The following is a 15,964-nucleotide window of genomic DNA, read 5'->3' as shown; positions in this document are numbered from 1 at the left end:
GTGTTAGGTTTTAGATTTTTCTGAACCAAACACCTAAAACCAAAAACCCAATAACCAAAATAAAAATGGCAAATTTAAAGGAAATCCGTAATAGAATTACTTCCGTTTCATCTACGATGCAAATTACATCGGCAATGAAAATGGTTTCTGCAGCAAAGCTAAAGAAAGCACAAGATGCAATCACAGCGATGCGCCCTTATGCCGAAAAATTAACGGAGTTATTACAAAATCTTTCTGCTACACTTGAAGGTGCTGCTGGAGAAGAATTTACTACACAACGTGAAGTAAATAAAGTGTTAGTGGTAGTCATTACTTCAAACAGAGGTTTATGTGGTGCTTTTAATACTAATGTAATAAAGGGAGCGAAAAGCCGTATTGGTTTTTATTCTGGAAAACAAGTTGATATTTTTGCTATTGGTAAAAAAGGAAATGATGTTCTAGAAAAGACCGCTACCGTTATTGACAATCAAAGTGCTGTTTTTGATGCGCTTACTTTTGATAATGTTGCTGTAATAGCAGACGCTTTAACTCAGAAATTTGTTTCTGGAGAATACGATAAAATCGAATTGATTTACAATCAATTTAAAAATGCTGCAACTCAGATCGTTCAAATCGAACAGTTCTTGCCTTTAGCACCTATTAAATCGGATTTGACAGTTTCAACAGGAGATTATATTTTCGAACCTTCAAAAGAAGAAATTGTGTTGACTTTGATTCCAAAATCATTAAAAACACAATTGTACAAAGGTATTAGAGATTCATTTGCTTCAGAACATGGTGCTCGTATGACTGCTATGCACAAAGCAACGGATAACGCTACTGAATTGAGAAATCAATTGAAATTAACATACAACAAAGCGCGTCAAGCTGCCATCACAAACGAAATCCTTGAGATCGTTGGTGGAGCGGAAGCTTTGAAAGGATAGAAAAAACGCAGGTTTTTTCAGATCTTCAAAATGCGAAGCTTTGAAAGGATAGAAATATTTTATATTTCATATTAACAGAGAGAGTCTACATATGTAGGCTCTTTTTTTTGACTTAAAATCACGTAAAAACACCTAGTTATATTTGTATGTAATGACATAGTTTTGGGTTTCATGTAATTTTTTATTTTCATCAGTTTTTAATTTCACTTACTTATAAGTTGTTTCATATTTCCGATATTTTTAACGGGAACGCACTTATTTTTTCTTTAATTTTGATTAAATTTAACTCACAATAATTTATCAAATAAACATTGCTTTGAATATTAAAGAACTTACCACAATAGAAGACATGTTAGCCCAAATAGAAATGATACGTCATTTATATCCTAATTTCACATTAGATAAATACGAATCGTATCTAAGTGAAATGATTCCTCATAATTACAAACAACTGGCGGTTTTTGAAAATGAAATATGCGTAGCCATTACGGGGTTTTGGACAGGAACAAAACTATGGTCGGGGAAATACATTGAGATAGATAACTTTGTAGTTCATCCAGGTCATCGTTCAAAGGGTTTAGGTAAAATAATGACTGATTACATAGATATTAAAGCTAAAGCGGAAGGTTGTACAATGATTGTTTTAGACGCTTTCACAAGTAATTTTACGGCTCATCGTTTTTATTATAATCAGGGCTATGTCCCTAAAGGATTTCATTTTTTAAAAATATTAAATGAAGACAGTTTATCTTAAATTGAGTTTTATGAAGAATTTATTTTTTTCTTTTTTCTTATTGTTGGTTGTGTTCAGTTTTACTAATTGCGGTTCTAATCAAAACGGAAGTATGAGCTTTCCTCAAGAAATAGATTCGGTTTATTTTCATCAATCAGTTTCTGATCAAGAAAACGCTATTGTACAAACACAATTTTATATCGAATTTAAAAAACCATTGCCGCCGGAAATTAAGTTAACGAAACTCTATTTTCACAATCAAGTCTCTGAGTTGAATAAAGAAACATCAACTACTTATTTTGCTAGTTACATAGATCCAAAAACTGATTTGATTTTAGATAGTGACACTCTTAAAGAATATGGTAATAAAGCACCAATTCTGGAGAAGCCAAAATTTAATTTGAAGGCTAATGAAGCGATGTTAGAATATAGCGAAAACAATGTCATACGTTTGTACAAATTAACTAATGTTGTTGAAAAACCATTGAAATCACTTCCTAACATCAAATAATCTAGTTTTTTTACTTTAAAACATGATGTTTTTTCCTATTGTTTTTTACACTTCAATTTGAAAACAAATGTCTTACGGGACCTATTAAACCAAAGAATTCGTTATTTTTGTTTTTCTAAATTTTAATTGACAAACCATTTTGGGATTATATAAAAATCTTTTTAAACAAACGGCTATCTACGGAATCGCAACAGTCGTTCCAAGAATGTTTAGCTTCATTTTAGTTCCGCTATATACCGGTTTGTTGCCTAAAGCCGAGTATGGAAAAGTTTCCATCATTTTTGCATTGATGATATTTTTCAATGTTATTTTAGCGTATGGTATGGAAACCTCTTTTTTCAGGTTTTTCAATAAAGAAACTAATAAAAACAATGTAATTGAAACCTCTATGGTTTCAATATTTTGGACTACAATTTCCTTTCTATTTATTGCTTTATTATTTCGTAATACTTTAGCGGGATGGTCTGGTATTGATGATCAGTATATTACTTATACGATTTGGATTTTGGCATTAGACGCTTTGGTAATCATTCCTTTTTCTAAATTAAGGGCCTTTCAAAAACCTATGGTGTATGCCGCCATTAAAATTGGTAACGTTGTTTTAAATCTAGGCTTAAACGTTTTGTTTTTGTATTTTTTACCTGAAATTGTGCAAGACAATCCAGCGGGCTTTTGGAGTTCGTTATACATTGACAATTTTGAAGTAGGATATATTTTCATGGCTAATATCATTGCGAGTTTACTAACATTTGTTGCGCTTTCACCTGATTATGTTTTCTTAAAATGGAATTTTAATTTTGAATTGTGGAAACGCATGATGAAATATGGAATGCCCATTATGATTGCGGGTATTGCATTTGCCATTAATGAACAATTCGATAAAGTTTTATTGGGTAAATTATTACCTGCTAACATTGCAGCTGCCGAAGTTGGTGTTTATTCCGCATGTTACAAATTGGGGTTGTTTATGGTTTTGTATAGAACGGCATATACGCTCGGGATAGAACCATTCTTTTTCAGTCATTCTGCTGATAAAAATGCGCCTCAAACTTACGCTATGATCACCAAGTATTTTGTCATCTTTGGGTCTTTCATATTATTGTCTGTCATTGTTTTTGCTGATCTCTTTAAGTACATTATGATAAGGGATGAATCCTATTGGGTTGCTATGAAAGTGGTGCCTTTGATTATTTTGGCCAACTTTTTCCTTGGTATTTACACTAACCTTTCTGTTTGGTATAAATTAATAGACAAGACCTATGTGGGTGCCTACATTTCAATTGTTGGGGCCATTATTACCTTAGTGCTGAATTATTTGCTAATACCTTCGATGAGTTATTACGGTTCCGCCATTGCGACAATTGCCGCTTATGGGAGTATGATGGTCATCTCCTATTATCTAGGGAATAAATACTATCCTATACCGTATGATCTGGAGAAAATAGGTGGCTATATGTCAGTGTCAATTGTCTTTTCGGCCATTTCATTTTACGGTTTTAGAGAAAATTATTTTGTGGGAATCACGCTTTTGCTTGCCTTCCTTTATTTTATATATCACAACGAAAAAGAAACATTAATCAAAATTATAAAGCGCCCAAAAAATTAAATTAATTAGGATTTCGCCTCGATGATCAGGAGCTATTCTCGCTGTACACTACAAGCATTTGAATTAAAACTGTTTTTTCTAAGGCCATAAAGGAGCTTCCTGCGGTCGCTCTTTCTGTCCAAGAAAAAAAGCAGTTTTAATTCAAATGGCTTTTCGCTTCCATCACGGCTAAAAATCCGATATCTAATACATAAAAAATGAACATAAACATTATCAATAAATCTCAGCATGTATTGCCTAACTATGAAACCATAGCATCAGCAGGAATGGATTTAAGAGCTAATTTAACGGAATCAATAACATTACAGCCTTTAGAGCGAGCTTTAGTTAAAACCGGCCTTTTTATTGAGTTACCTATAGGGTACGAAGCACAGGTAAGACCTAGAAGCGGATTGGCATTTAAAAACGGAATTACAGTTTTAAATAGTCCTGGCACGGTTGATGCTGATTATAGAGGCGAAATAGGAGTAATTTTAGTAAATTTATCAAATCAAGCTTTCGTAATTCAAAACGGGGAACGTATCGCTCAACTTATCATTGCAAAACACGAACGCGCTGACTGGACTGAAGTAGAAGAATTATCTGAAACTTCAAGAGGTGAAGGCGGTTTTGGGAGTACTGGAGTAAAATAGTATTCAGTCTCAGTGTTCAGTTGTCAGTCTGAGCGCAATGACGTTATGTTAAACTGATTCACCCGTCACTTCGAGTGATTTCAAACAATAATGCGATAGCTTTAATGTTTGAAATTGTATCGAGAAGCTTCTAAAACAAAAGGTTCTCGATACTTCGTTATAATTTTCTATCGTAAATTATTACTCAACTCGAACTGACGAACCTTTAACTTAATGATATTTAGGCTGAGCGCAACCGAGGCAATATTTAAAATATAAAATACAATAATAAAAGCAGCGAACTTTGCGAATCCCGATAGTTATCGGGATTGTGAACTTTGCGGTTAAAAAGATAAAAAATGAAAATAATAGTTCCTATGGCTGGACGTGGTTCACGTCTTCGCCCTCATACATTGACTGTTCCTAAACCATTAATTCCAGTAGCAGGAAAACCCATCGTTCATAGATTAGTGGAAGATATCGCCAAAATATTAAAAGAACCTATCGAAGAGATTGCTTTTATCCTTGGTGACGAAGCATTTTTTGGAGAGGATTTGGTTAAGAGTCTAGAAGAACTAGCTCAAAGTTTAGGGGCAAAAGCTTCTATTTACCGTCAAGATTTACCTCTAGGAACTGGTCACGCAATTATGTGTGCCAAAGACTCCTTGTCAGGACCAGCTGTAATTGCTTATGCGGATACGCTTATTAGGGCCGATTTTGAATTAGATCCTGCTGCCGATGCGGTTATTTGGGTGAAACAAGTGGATGAACCGGAAGCCTTTGGTGTTGTGAAGTTAAATGAAAGAAACGAAATTGTTGAATTGGTTGAAAAACCAATGGACTTTGTAAGCGATTTAGCGGTTATCGGAATTTATTATTTCAAAGAAGTTGGTGATTTGAAAAAAGAACTTCAAAATGTTTTGGACAACAATATTAAGAATGGTGGCGAATACCAAATTAATGATGGTATCAAAGCGATGATGGCTAACGGTAAAATATTCAAAACGGGTAGTGTAGACGAATGGATGGATTGCGGTAACAAGAACGTTACCGTGGAAACCAATTCTAGGATGCTTGGTTTTTTGTATAATGACGGGAAACATTTGGTTGACTTTGGAGTACAGTCTGAAAACGCTACGATTATTCCTCCTTGTTACATTGGTGAAAACGTAGTTTTGAAAAACGCTACTGTAGGGCCTAATGTTTCACTGGGAAATGGTTGTGTTGTTGAAAACTCCACTATAAAAAACAGCTTGATTCAAAATAATTCGACGATAAAAAACGCCAATCTAGACAATGCCATGATAGGGAATCATGTTACTTTTGATGGTAATTTTAAAAACATTAGCATTGGAGATTATTCGATTTTAGAATAATTTTCAATACACTGTAGTGTGCTTTTAACAATGAGGTTTATATTTATAAATGGAATCATAGGGAAATGAAAAAACCGCTTTTATTACTTCTTATCTTAGTTTTGCTTGGCAATTCGGCCACGTTATTGGCTCAAGCTGAACCGGTAGAGGTAAAGTCAAAAGAGGAAAAATTCCAGGATTATTTCTTTGAGGCTTTAAAGCAAAAAGGAATCGAAAATTATGACAGGGCTTTGATTTATTTAGATCAATGTCTAATGTTGAGTCCAGAAAGTGCCGTTGTTTATTTCGAACTTGGTAAAAATCACTTGGCTTTAAAAGACTATAAAAAGGCGTATGTTTCTTTTGAGAAAGCAACCCAGATTGATCCTACAAATAAGTGGTTTTGGGTTGGGATGTATGATGTGAGTTACGAAACCAGAGATTACAATAGCGCGATTATTGCCATCAATAAACTGATTACTTTCGATTCAAAATTCAAAGAAGATTTGACTTCACTTTATATGAGTACAAATCAATTCGACAAAGCATTGGAGTTGATCAATGAACTGAACGACACCTTTGGAAAATCAGACAGAAGAGAATCGTATAAAATTCAGATTTTATCTCAGGGGAAATATCAAAATGCCGAAATAACAAATTTACTCGAGCAGATAAATAAATACCCAAAAGAGGAATCGAATTATATTTCACTAATCTATTTATACTCGAAGAATAACGAGGATAACAAAGTTATTGAAATTGCAGAAAAACTAGAATCCGCTATCCCTAATTCCGAATGGGCACAGGTGAGTTTATTCAAGAAGTATTTGGAAAATAATGAAGGGGCAAAGGCCGTAAATGCGATGAATATTGCTTTAGCCAGTCCCAAAATTGATTCCAAAATAAAACACAGAATACTGAATGAATTTTTACTTTTTGTAAATACAAATCCTCAATTCAGTCCAGATTTAGATAAAGCGATCCGTTATTTTGACAATGACCCCGAAGTCAATGTGGCTAAGGAAATAGGGAAGTATTATCACAGTAAAAAGCAATGGGAAAAAGCCATTGGTTATTATGAAAAAGTAATTAAAAGAAGCGGTAATGAAGACATAGAAACTAATTTGCTTTTGCTTCAAGCGTATACCCAAATGAAACAGTTTGATGTTGTTGCTAAAAACGCAATGACACAGATGGAGATTTTTCCTAATCAGCCACAATTTTATTATTATTATGGTTTAGCCAAAAATCAACTTAAAGAGTATAAGAAGGCCAAAGAAATACTTGAAATAGGTTTAGATTATTTGGTAAATGACATTAGCCTTGAAATAAATTTCTACATACAACTTGGCGAAGCATACAATGGCTTAGGGGATTTCACTAAAAAGGATTTCTATTTTTCTAAAGCCAATCAATTATTAAAAAAATAAAACTCTAATGAATAGATATAAAGCATTTGTATTGCCCGTTTTTATGGTTTGCGTTTTTGGTTCGCTGACACTTGTTTCTTGTAAATCTAAATCGGTTGTTACTACAGTTTCCAGTCCAGTAACTAAAATGAGTGCCTCTAAAATAATTGACAATCATTACAACAATAAAAATGAATTTTCGACATTATATATCAAAGCTAATGCAAGATATGCTGATGAAAAACAAACTCAAAATGTAACTGCGGAAATTAAGATTAAAAAGGACGAACAAATTTTAGTTAGCATTCGTTTTCTGGGGATAACAATGGCAAAAGCTTCCATCACTCCAAACTCTGTGAGCTATTATGAGAAAATTAAAGGAACCTATTTTGAAGGTGATTTCAGTGCATTGAGTCAATGGCTAGGAACAGATTTGGATTACAGTAAAATTCAAAATATGTTATTAGGGGAAGCAATGGACGATTTGAAAAAAGGAAAATATACAGAATCATTAATTGATCAATTGTATCGCCTAGATGATGTTTCTAATAAAAACACAAAAAAGACGTTCTATTTTGAAGCCGAAAATTTCAGGGTCAAAAAACAGGAAATCACTCAAAAGCAAGAGAACAGAATGATTCAAGTTGCTTATGATAATAACAAGCTATACAATGAGATTGTTATGCCAACAAATGTTGCAATAGAAACCTATCAACCCAAAGGGAAAACAGAAATTAATTTAGAATACAACACTATTTCTTTCAATGAAGAACTTTCTTTTCCATATAGTGTGCCAAATGGATATAAAAGAATTTTAATTAATTAAATTTGCCAAAAATATATTTTTAAGATGCCAAAATTTCTCCTAAGCCTAATTTTCATATGCATGACTTCTGTTCTATGGAGTCAGTCTTCTCAACAAGAAAAATTAGAACAACGAAAACTTCAAATCCAACAGGAAATTAGAGATAACGAAAAATTATTGCAATCAGTTAAGTCAAAGGAAAAATCAGCGATGGGGATTTATTCCATTCAAAAAAACAAGATTAGACTTAAAGAAATTCTGATTAACACGACCGAAAAGCAAACCAAACTTTTGGGGAATGATATGTATATTAATCAAATGAAAATCAATAAGCTGAATAAAGAGCTGTTGATTCTCAAAGAAGATTATGGAAAGATGATTGTGAAATCATATAAAAGCCGTTCCGAGCAAAGCCGCGCGATGTTTATATTATCATCAGAGACTTTTTTACAAGCGTATAAAAGAGCACAATACTTGAAACAATACACTAATTTCAGGAAGGCGCAAGGGGAGGAGATCAACTCTAAATCGAAGGATCTTATTACGTTCAACAATAAGTTACAGGTTCAAAAAGTAGCCAAACAAAAACTACTTGTAGAAAACGTAAAAGAACGTTCAGTTCTTGAGAAAGAAAAACAAGAACAGGAGAAATTAGTAAACGCTATTAAAAAAGACAAGAACAAAATCGTTTCTGATATTCGAAAAAAACAAAGAGAATCAAAAACCATTGACAGACAAATTGACCGTCTTATTCGTGAGGCTATTGCTGAAGCTAACAGAAAAGCTGCTATAGAGAAAGCCAAAGCCAAAGCGCTAGCATTAGCAAATAGCACTAAGTCGACATCAAAAAGTGAAACAAAAGAGGCTGTAAGAGAAGCTGAAAAAGAAGCTGCCAAAGATCCTGTTTCTTCATCTAGAATTGAATTAACACCGGAATCTAAATTAATAGCCGATAGTTTTAGGTCTAACAGAGGAAGTTTGCCTTGGCCGGTAGAAAAAGGATTTGTTTCATTGGGTTATGGTAATCAAGCACACCCTATTTATTCTTCATTAGTGATACACAATAGTGGAATCGAAATCACGACTAACGATGGTGCTGATGCCAGAGCTGTTTTTGGAGGAGAAGTAGCAAGTGTAATGCTTTTATCACCTATCAATAAAGCTGTAATGATTCAACACGGAGATTATTTTACAGTATATCAGAATTTGAGTTCTGTAAATGTTAGCAAAGGTGATAAGGTCAGTATAAAACAGGTTTTAGGTAGAATTAGAACCAGTGGAGAAACCGGGAAAACCGTTTTGAAATTCACAATTGCTCAAAACACATCTTATTCAGATCCCAAAGGATGGTTGTCACCTAAATAGTAAAAACCCGTTTTAATAATAAATAGAAAAAGCCGTTTTATTCCTTGAGAGTAAAACGGTTTTTTTATAAATCGTCAATGCTGTTTATTAAATGACGTTTCCATTGCTTTTATCATTCGGGGAGCACTCCAGCTTCCGGGTACAATAATCCGTCTGACGGTATAGTTTGGCTCTTTAAGATCACTTTTATCCGAAAGAGAAAAGGCAAGTTTATATCCCTGATTTTTAATCTCTGTAATGGCATTCGTATTCCATAAACCAAAGGGATAGGCAAAGTAGTCCACTTTCTTGCCTGTAATGTTCTCGAGTTGTTTTTTAGGCTTTACCAGTTGCGTATTCCAATCCTCGGCGGTGTATTTTGTCACCATATGATGGTCCCAAGTATGTGCCCCTATTGTATGACCGCTATCTGATAATTTTTTTATTTGGGACTCTGACATATACCCTGGTTTGTTAATAGCCACTGTCATTATAAAAAAAACGCCTTTGAATCCATATTTATTCATTTCTACAGCTCCTAATCGATATTGTTCCTCACGTGTATCGTCAAATGTGATTATGACGGGCTTAGCAGGTAAAGGCTTGCCATTAGTTAAATACTCGAAAAGTTGTTCAGGTAAAATAGTTTGATATCCATTATCTGACAAAGCTTTTATTTGTTCAGCAAAGACAGCGGGACTTACAGAATAGGTTTTCATATTTGCTCCGTCTCTCGGGAGAATGTTTCTGATGCGATGGTAACACAAAACAGGGACTTCTTTTTTTGTGACTTGTATTAATGGCTCTTCTAATATTTTTTTCGAGATATCTCTTTCAATAAAGAGGCCCGCATTAATAAGATTTTTTTTTGTTTTATCTGGTTTGGTTTGGCAACCAATGAGCAGAAGCAAAGTGCTAAGGATTGAGATAAGTGTCTTTTTCATATTTCAAAAATTACCTGTTTAGTTGCTAAAAGCGCCCTTGTATTGTGTTAAGACAACAAAAGAATTGCGTTATAACTCTTTTTTATTTAGGTTTTTTTATATCTTTTCTGCAGTTTTCATCTTTGTCTTATTGATATTGGATATAGATAGGATTGGGTTTGAGTTTCAAAATCTCCTCAGGAGTGTAGAGGCCGTTTGGATTGTTTTTGGTGTCGTTTTTATAAAACAATTTAAAACCCGCAAACTGTATTGGTTCCCTGTATATATAAGCCACATAAGTGGATTTTTTTAATACTTTACTACCAAAACCATCCATATCTATAACAATCTGAACTTCCGGAACTATTTTTATTCTTTTGTAATCGGTTAACATGCGTTGTGTAAATCGATGGATTACTAATACTTTTGGAGGAAGGTTGTTTTTACGGACAATGTCCGCTAAATAGGCAACCACGCTGTTGATGTCATCAGCAGTAAAAGTTCCTATTTTTGTTCCGGGACGCTCTCCGTTTTTCATCGAGAATTCAGGGTCAATTCCTAGATGAACCTGCGGTAAAACAAAGTATTTTTCTAGTGAAGAAGCTTCAACTGTTACAGTACTATGTCCTACTTGAATATCTAGAAAAACCAACGCGTCTATTTCTTTTGCCCAACTTATTATAGTGTCAATTTGATGGAAAGGCATTCTCATTCGGTATTTGTTTTCTTTGCCAGGAGCAACCTGTGCCGTAATGGCGACATAATGTAAGGCAGGAATTGCTGGAAAGGCAACATCAGCCTGATTCCATTTGTTCACTTCACCTTCAAGTTTCTTCAACATGGCTTTTTTGGGTAGTTCGCCTAATATCCCCATTCTCGTCGAGTATAAATTCCCATAGTATGCAATAATCCTTTTGTATGGTAAAACAGCACCGGGTAACGGATATGCGCCTTTAACAGGCCATCTGCCAGAATCATCATTGTTGCTTAAAATCAGAATTCTTCTGTTGTAGTCAGCGGTATCGATGATAAAGGAGGATGTTTCCGGTACAGTCGTGTTTTTAACTGATTCCGTTTTTGCTTTTATTGCTTCAATTTTAATATCAGCAGCATTACCACGATTGCAGCAATTTAAAAAAAGTAAAATCGAAAAGAGAAGTAGAGGAAGTATAGTCAGAGTAAAATATTTTTTCATAACCCATGCTGTTTATCTCAATAGTAAAGGTAAAGTATTTATAAACAGAAAGATAGTGGAGAAATGTTTTGATTTTGTTAATGTTTTGCCTTTTCCAGTAAAAAAGCAAAAGAGATTTTTTTTACTTTAAATTTTGAAATTTATTTAATAATGATATAGTAGTAAAAACTTGATAATTAGCATTATATTTACAAATTATTGAAGTAATTATGTTTGTCCCCACAAGTATAAAAACAACCTATATGAAAAATTGGTTTTTAGGCATATTGATTTTTATAAACTTTTCTTTAGCTCTTGGACAAAGTGCTTTAAAAAAGGATGTTGTAACAACCAAGACTCAAATTAATTCCAGTGACAGTAGTAGAATATCTTTTCATTTAAAAAAAGCAAATTCATATTCTATTCAAAACGTTGATTCTGCTTCATATCAATTTAACAAGGCAATTGAAATTGCTCATTCTTTAAATTCCACTAAGGATGTCGCCGAAGTTTTATATAGTCAAGGACTTTTTTTTCATAATAATTACAAATATGTTAAAGCTATTAAATTTTTTAATGAAGCGGATTTGCTATTCGAAGAATTAAAAAACCATAAAAAAACTGGGTTAATCAATGATTACATCGGTAAGAATTACAGTTATTTATATTCTTATGACAAAGCTTTTAAACATTTTTTAAAGGCTTTAAAACACTACCAGCAAATAGGCGACGAAATTGGTTCGGCAAAAGTTTATTCGGGAATTGGAAACATATATTATCTAAAGAAACAATATGACATTTCAATTAAATATTTCACTAAATCTTTTTCATTATATAAAAAAAATAATAATGAATTAGGAATTGCTGACAGTTATACGAATCTAGCTAACGCGGTTTCTGATAATGGCGATTTTGATAAAGGATTAGAATATTACAATAAGTCTAATGTGATTTTAATAAGATTAAAGGACAAGTATGGCATTGCCACAAATTACAATAATATTGGAGACTGTTATATTGTTTTAAAAAAATACAACTACGCACTGGATTATTTTGAAAAAGCATTGGCTCTTTCCCAAGATATTAATGATTTGGGTTTAACTTCTATAATTTATTCGAATATTGCTAATATCAAAAAAGCACAAAATAATTTCAAAGAAACAGTGGATTATGCAAACAAAAGTTTGAAAATTGCTGTTGAAATTAACGATTTGGGAATTCAGTCAGAAAGTTTGTTGACCTTATCTAAGGTTTATGAAGATAGCAACGATTTTCAAATGGCTTTGAAGTTTAAAAATCAATATATAGCAATTAAGGACAGTATGTTATTGCAAGACAACACTGAAAAAGCTCATTTTTTCCAAGCATTAAATGACTTGGAATCAAATCAATCTACCATAAATGAATTGACTATAAAAAACGAAAACAATCGCTTAAAATTAGAATACAAAAACAGATTAAGTTCCTTTTTTATAGTAACATCTATTCTTTCTATAATTTTTATTGTTTTTTTAATATTCCAACAAAGAGCTAAAAGAAAAACGTATAAATTATTAGCCTATAAAAGCGAGCAAGTTGTAAAAATGAAAGATGAAATTCAAACTCAACACGATCGCTTAAAAGATTTAAACAGTACAAAAGACAAACTTTTTAAAATTTTGGCACACGATTTAAAAAACCCGTTAAGTTCAATTGAAGGATTTACAGATCTTATGATTGAAGACGGTGCCGGGAGTGATGAGGAGGAAAGAATGTTGTTTTTAACAACAATAAAAAACTCAGCTAATAAAGCGTCTTCCATTTTGAATGGGTTATTTATTTGGGCAATAAATCAAGAAAAAATTCTTAAGACTAAAAAAATCAACCTTTTTAGTCTCCTAAAGGATGAAGTAAAGCTATTGGAAATTCAGGCATTGTATAAAAAAGTATCTGTACTAATTAACGTTGAAAATAACATTTATGTTAAGGCTGATGAAGATATGCTGGGTACTGTTCTACGAAATTTGATTTCGAATGCTATAAAATTCACTCATTCAAAAGGTGAAATTTTGGTAACTTCTAAAATAGCAGATAATTTTGTGGAGATAACTATCAAGGATAATGGAGTAGGTATGACGATGGTAGAAGTCGAAGGTTTATTTAGGGTTGATTATAATGTTTCTAAAGAAGGAACTGCAAATGAAAACGGATCGGGACTGGGATTAGTTTTGTGTAAAGATTTTATTGAAAAACAAGGAGGTAAAATTTGGGTTCAGAGTATTGTCAATGTTGGAAGCGAATTTAAGTTTACATTGCCATTATACATTAACACCAAAGAACAAAAAAAGACTGCTTAAAAAAACCATCAAGTACTGGTTAATCTTTAAACTCGCTTGGTGTGCGTATTCAATTGATTTTAATTATACCTTTCTTTTAAAAAGGGGATTGCCTTAGTTCTCATTATTCTATAATAACTTGTTAGTAGACAAGATCTTATTTCGCCTCTAAAGCTTTTGTAAGCAATCTTACTCTTCACTTTTAAGCAAAAAAAAGACCTTACATTGCTGTAAAGTCTTTTTAAAAAGCTCCCTCTCTTGGGCTCGAACCAAGGACCCTCTGATTAACAGTCAGATGCTCTAACCAACTGAGCTAAGAAGGAAACTGTATATTTTTATATGTAAGAACTTTTTGATCTTGTTTTTTATTACTTTAGAAACGAAGCCTGTTTCAGCGGTAAAGAGGTGCAAAGATAGGACTAAATTTGAATTTTCAAAATATTAAGCCCTTTCTTTAAATGAAAATTTTCAAGTGATAAATAAACCCGGAATTTGCTCATAAATTTATATTCAGCAAATGAATGGATCCGGCGATTAAGATTTTAGAAAATATTTTTCAAAAGCATCTTATAACTATTTCGTCTTACTTCAAGAGCAACCTTTTAACGACATATCAATCTTAAATAAATACACAAAGGTATCCGGAAACAAAGAGGATTTAGATAATTATTTTTTTGTCGAATTGATATAAACTTCGATAAGAAATAAGGAAGAACACTTGCAGCATTAGCACTCTTCAAATTAAAATTGAAGCAGTTAAATTTGTTAATTCGGTATTATTTTAATGATGCCTTTTCCTTCCACAGCCATATAGATATAACCGTCAGGTCCTTGTGCCACGTTCCGCAAACGACCTATGTCGGCGGCTATTTTTTGTCGGCCTATCACTTTTTTACCTTGCAATTTCAGTAATTCCAGATATTGGAATTTTAGGGAACCTACCAGTAAATGGCCTTTCCAATCAGGATATTTATCGCTGGTAACGAATGTCATTCCGCAAGGGGCGATGGATGGAGTCCAATAATAAATAGGATTTTCAATTCCCGGTTTTTCCTGCACTTTACTTATGGTAGTGTTGTCATAGTCGATGCCGTAGGTTACCACTGGCCACCCATAATTTGCGGCTTTTTTTAAAACATTGATTTCATCACCGCCTTTAGGTCCATGTTCGTGTTCCCAAATTTCGCCGGTAACAGGATGTTTCGCCAGTCCTTGTGGATTACGGTTTCCATAAGTATATATTGCCTCTTTCGCCCCCTTTTTACCCACAAACGGATTGTCTTTTGGGATACGACCGTCGTCATGTAAACGGTATATTTTGCCGTTATCACGATTGATGTCTTGCGGGTTTACGAATTCCTCTCCGCGTTCTCCCACTGAAAAATACAAATAGCCTTCATTGTCAAAAACGATTCGGGAGCCAAAATGCTGTCCTGCAGTGGTGTTTGGGGAGCATTTGTATATGGATTCAATCTGGATTAGGCTTTCGTTTTGGAGTTTTGCTCTTATCAGTTTGGTGTTGCCTCCTTTTCCCCCTTCTTCTGCGGAGGAATAGCTGATGTATATCCAGCCATTTTTAACGTATTGTGGATGTGTTGCGATATCAAGTAATCCTCCCTGACCACGGTTGTAAACTTCGGGGACGTTTTTAATTTCGGTTTTTATACCGTTTTTAGAATGGTACAATACCCCGCTTTTTTCAGTGATTAGCATAGAGCCATCCGGAAGCCAAGTCATTCCCCAAGGGATAGAAATTCCAGATGCTATGGTTTTAAAAGTATAGTTTTGTACTTCGTCCTTGAGCGCGACATCGTTTTGCTTTACTTGTGAGTTACAGCTTATAAAAAAGCATAGAAATAGTAGTGGTGCAATTTTTTTCATGGCCGTACTCTTTTTTAATTGATAATAAAGATATTAAAAAAGTAAACCAACTTTAAAGAATGGTTTTATAAATACTGGTAGGACTTGAGTTTCCAGTTAAAAAGTGACCGTCAATATTGATGCTCTATACCCTATTTCAAAGTAGAAATCGAACCTAAAGAAAAACTCAAGAAACTTCCATTCGATCCGTTTGCATTGGACACTGTTTAAACGTAAAGTTACGCTTTTAAAAAGTTTCTTGTCAACAACTATTTTAGATATTGTAAAGTAGTAGTTTGATGGTTATTTATATTGAATAGATACTAAGTTCAATTTGTCAATTTTTTAATAACAAAAATATAAAACCGCGAGCAACTCTTGTTTTTTCGTTC

At 33.4% G+C, this 15,964-nt stretch carries 13 protein-coding genes and 1 tRNA gene; 10 read left to right on the top strand and 4 right to left on the bottom strand.

Translation table 11 applies throughout. The features are described from left to right. Positions 1 to 65: 65 nt before the first annotated feature. From atpG to FLAK523_RS03635, 9 genes are all read left to right on the top strand, one after another. The gene (atpG, locus tag FLAK523_RS03675; RefSeq protein WP_248906646.1) at positions 66 to 926 is read left to right on the top strand and encodes an ATP synthase F1 subunit gamma; all 861 of its coding nucleotides are present in this window, start codon (positions 66 to 68) and stop codon (positions 924 to 926) included. Between the two features lie 310 nt (positions 927 to 1,236). Continuing rightward, positions 1,237 to 1,680 (top strand): N-acetyltransferase, encoded by a 444-nt coding sequence (locus FLAK523_RS03670; RefSeq protein WP_248908045.1) that lies wholly within the window; start codon positions 1,237 to 1,239, stop codon positions 1,678 to 1,680. A gap of 10 nt (positions 1,681 to 1,690) precedes the next feature. Beyond that, the gene (locus tag FLAK523_RS03665) at positions 1,691 to 2,170 is read left to right on the top strand and encodes a hypothetical protein (RefSeq protein WP_248906645.1); all 480 of its coding nucleotides are present in this window, start codon (positions 1,691 to 1,693) and stop codon (positions 2,168 to 2,170) included. Between the two features lie 139 nt (positions 2,171 to 2,309). After that, the gene (locus FLAK523_RS03660) at positions 2,310 to 3,776 is read left to right on the top strand and encodes a lipopolysaccharide biosynthesis protein (protein ID WP_248906644.1); all 1,467 of its coding nucleotides are present in this window, start codon (positions 2,310 to 2,312) and stop codon (positions 3,774 to 3,776) included. 197 nt (positions 3,777 to 3,973) lie between these two features. After that, positions 3,974 to 4,408, top strand: a complete 435-nt coding sequence (dut, locus tag FLAK523_RS03655; protein ID WP_248906643.1) for a dUTP diphosphatase — start codon at positions 3,974 to 3,976, stop codon at positions 4,406 to 4,408. Between the two features lie 338 nt (positions 4,409 to 4,746). Continuing rightward, positions 4,747 to 5,763 (top strand): sugar phosphate nucleotidyltransferase, encoded by a 1,017-nt coding sequence (locus tag FLAK523_RS03650; RefSeq protein WP_248906642.1) that lies wholly within the window; start codon positions 4,747 to 4,749, stop codon positions 5,761 to 5,763. Between the two features lie 65 nt (positions 5,764 to 5,828). After that, a complete protein-coding gene (locus tag FLAK523_RS03645; RefSeq protein ID WP_248906641.1) occupies positions 5,829 to 7,172 on the top strand; it encodes a lipopolysaccharide assembly protein LapB in 1,344 nt (447 codons plus the stop codon). Positions 7,173 to 7,179: 7 nt separating this feature from the next. Further along, on the top strand, positions 7,180 to 7,977 hold the full coding sequence (locus tag FLAK523_RS03640; RefSeq protein ID WP_248906640.1) for a DUF4292 domain-containing protein: 798 nt from the start codon (positions 7,180 to 7,182) through the stop codon (positions 7,975 to 7,977). A 60-nt stretch (positions 7,978 to 8,037) separates the two neighbouring features. Next, on the top strand, positions 8,038 to 9,321 hold the full coding sequence (locus FLAK523_RS03635; RefSeq protein ID WP_248906639.1) for a murein hydrolase activator EnvC: 1,284 nt from the start codon (positions 8,038 to 8,040) through the stop codon (positions 9,319 to 9,321). Between the two features lie 74 nt (positions 9,322 to 9,395). On the opposite strand, the gene FLAK523_RS03630 is transcribed toward FLAK523_RS03635, so the two are convergent. Then, complete coding sequence (locus tag FLAK523_RS03630; RefSeq protein WP_248906638.1) at positions 9,396 to 10,244, bottom strand: polysaccharide deacetylase family protein; 849 nt, start codon at positions 10,242 to 10,244, stop codon at positions 9,396 to 9,398. A 127-nt stretch (positions 10,245 to 10,371) separates the two neighbouring features. After that, positions 10,372 to 11,418, bottom strand: a complete 1,047-nt coding sequence (locus FLAK523_RS03625) for a hypothetical protein (protein WP_248906637.1) — start codon at positions 11,416 to 11,418, stop codon at positions 10,372 to 10,374. A 242-nt stretch (positions 11,419 to 11,660) separates the two neighbouring features. Between FLAK523_RS03625 and FLAK523_RS03620 the strand changes: the two genes are divergently transcribed. Next, complete coding sequence (locus FLAK523_RS03620; RefSeq protein WP_248906636.1) at positions 11,661 to 13,733, top strand: tetratricopeptide repeat protein; 2,073 nt, start codon at positions 11,661 to 11,663, stop codon at positions 13,731 to 13,733. Between the two features lie 228 nt (positions 13,734 to 13,961). Here the strand turns inward: FLAK523_RS03620 and FLAK523_RS03615 are convergent. Together FLAK523_RS03615 and FLAK523_RS03610 are read right to left on the bottom strand one after the other, a co-directional pair. Further along, a tRNA-Asn gene (locus tag FLAK523_RS03615) sits at positions 13,962 to 14,035 on the bottom strand. A 442-nt stretch (positions 14,036 to 14,477) separates the two neighbouring features. Beyond that, positions 14,478 to 15,593 (bottom strand): PQQ-dependent sugar dehydrogenase, encoded by a 1,116-nt coding sequence (locus FLAK523_RS03610; protein WP_248906635.1) that lies wholly within the window; start codon positions 15,591 to 15,593, stop codon positions 14,478 to 14,480. Positions 15,594 to 15,964 lie beyond the last annotated feature (371 nt).

This window comes from Flavobacterium sp. K5-23 (assembly GCF_023278045.1).
Taxonomy (GTDB): Bacteria; Bacteroidota; Bacteroidia; order Flavobacteriales; family Flavobacteriaceae; genus Flavobacterium.
This window is presented reverse-complemented; position numbering and strand designations above follow the sequence as displayed.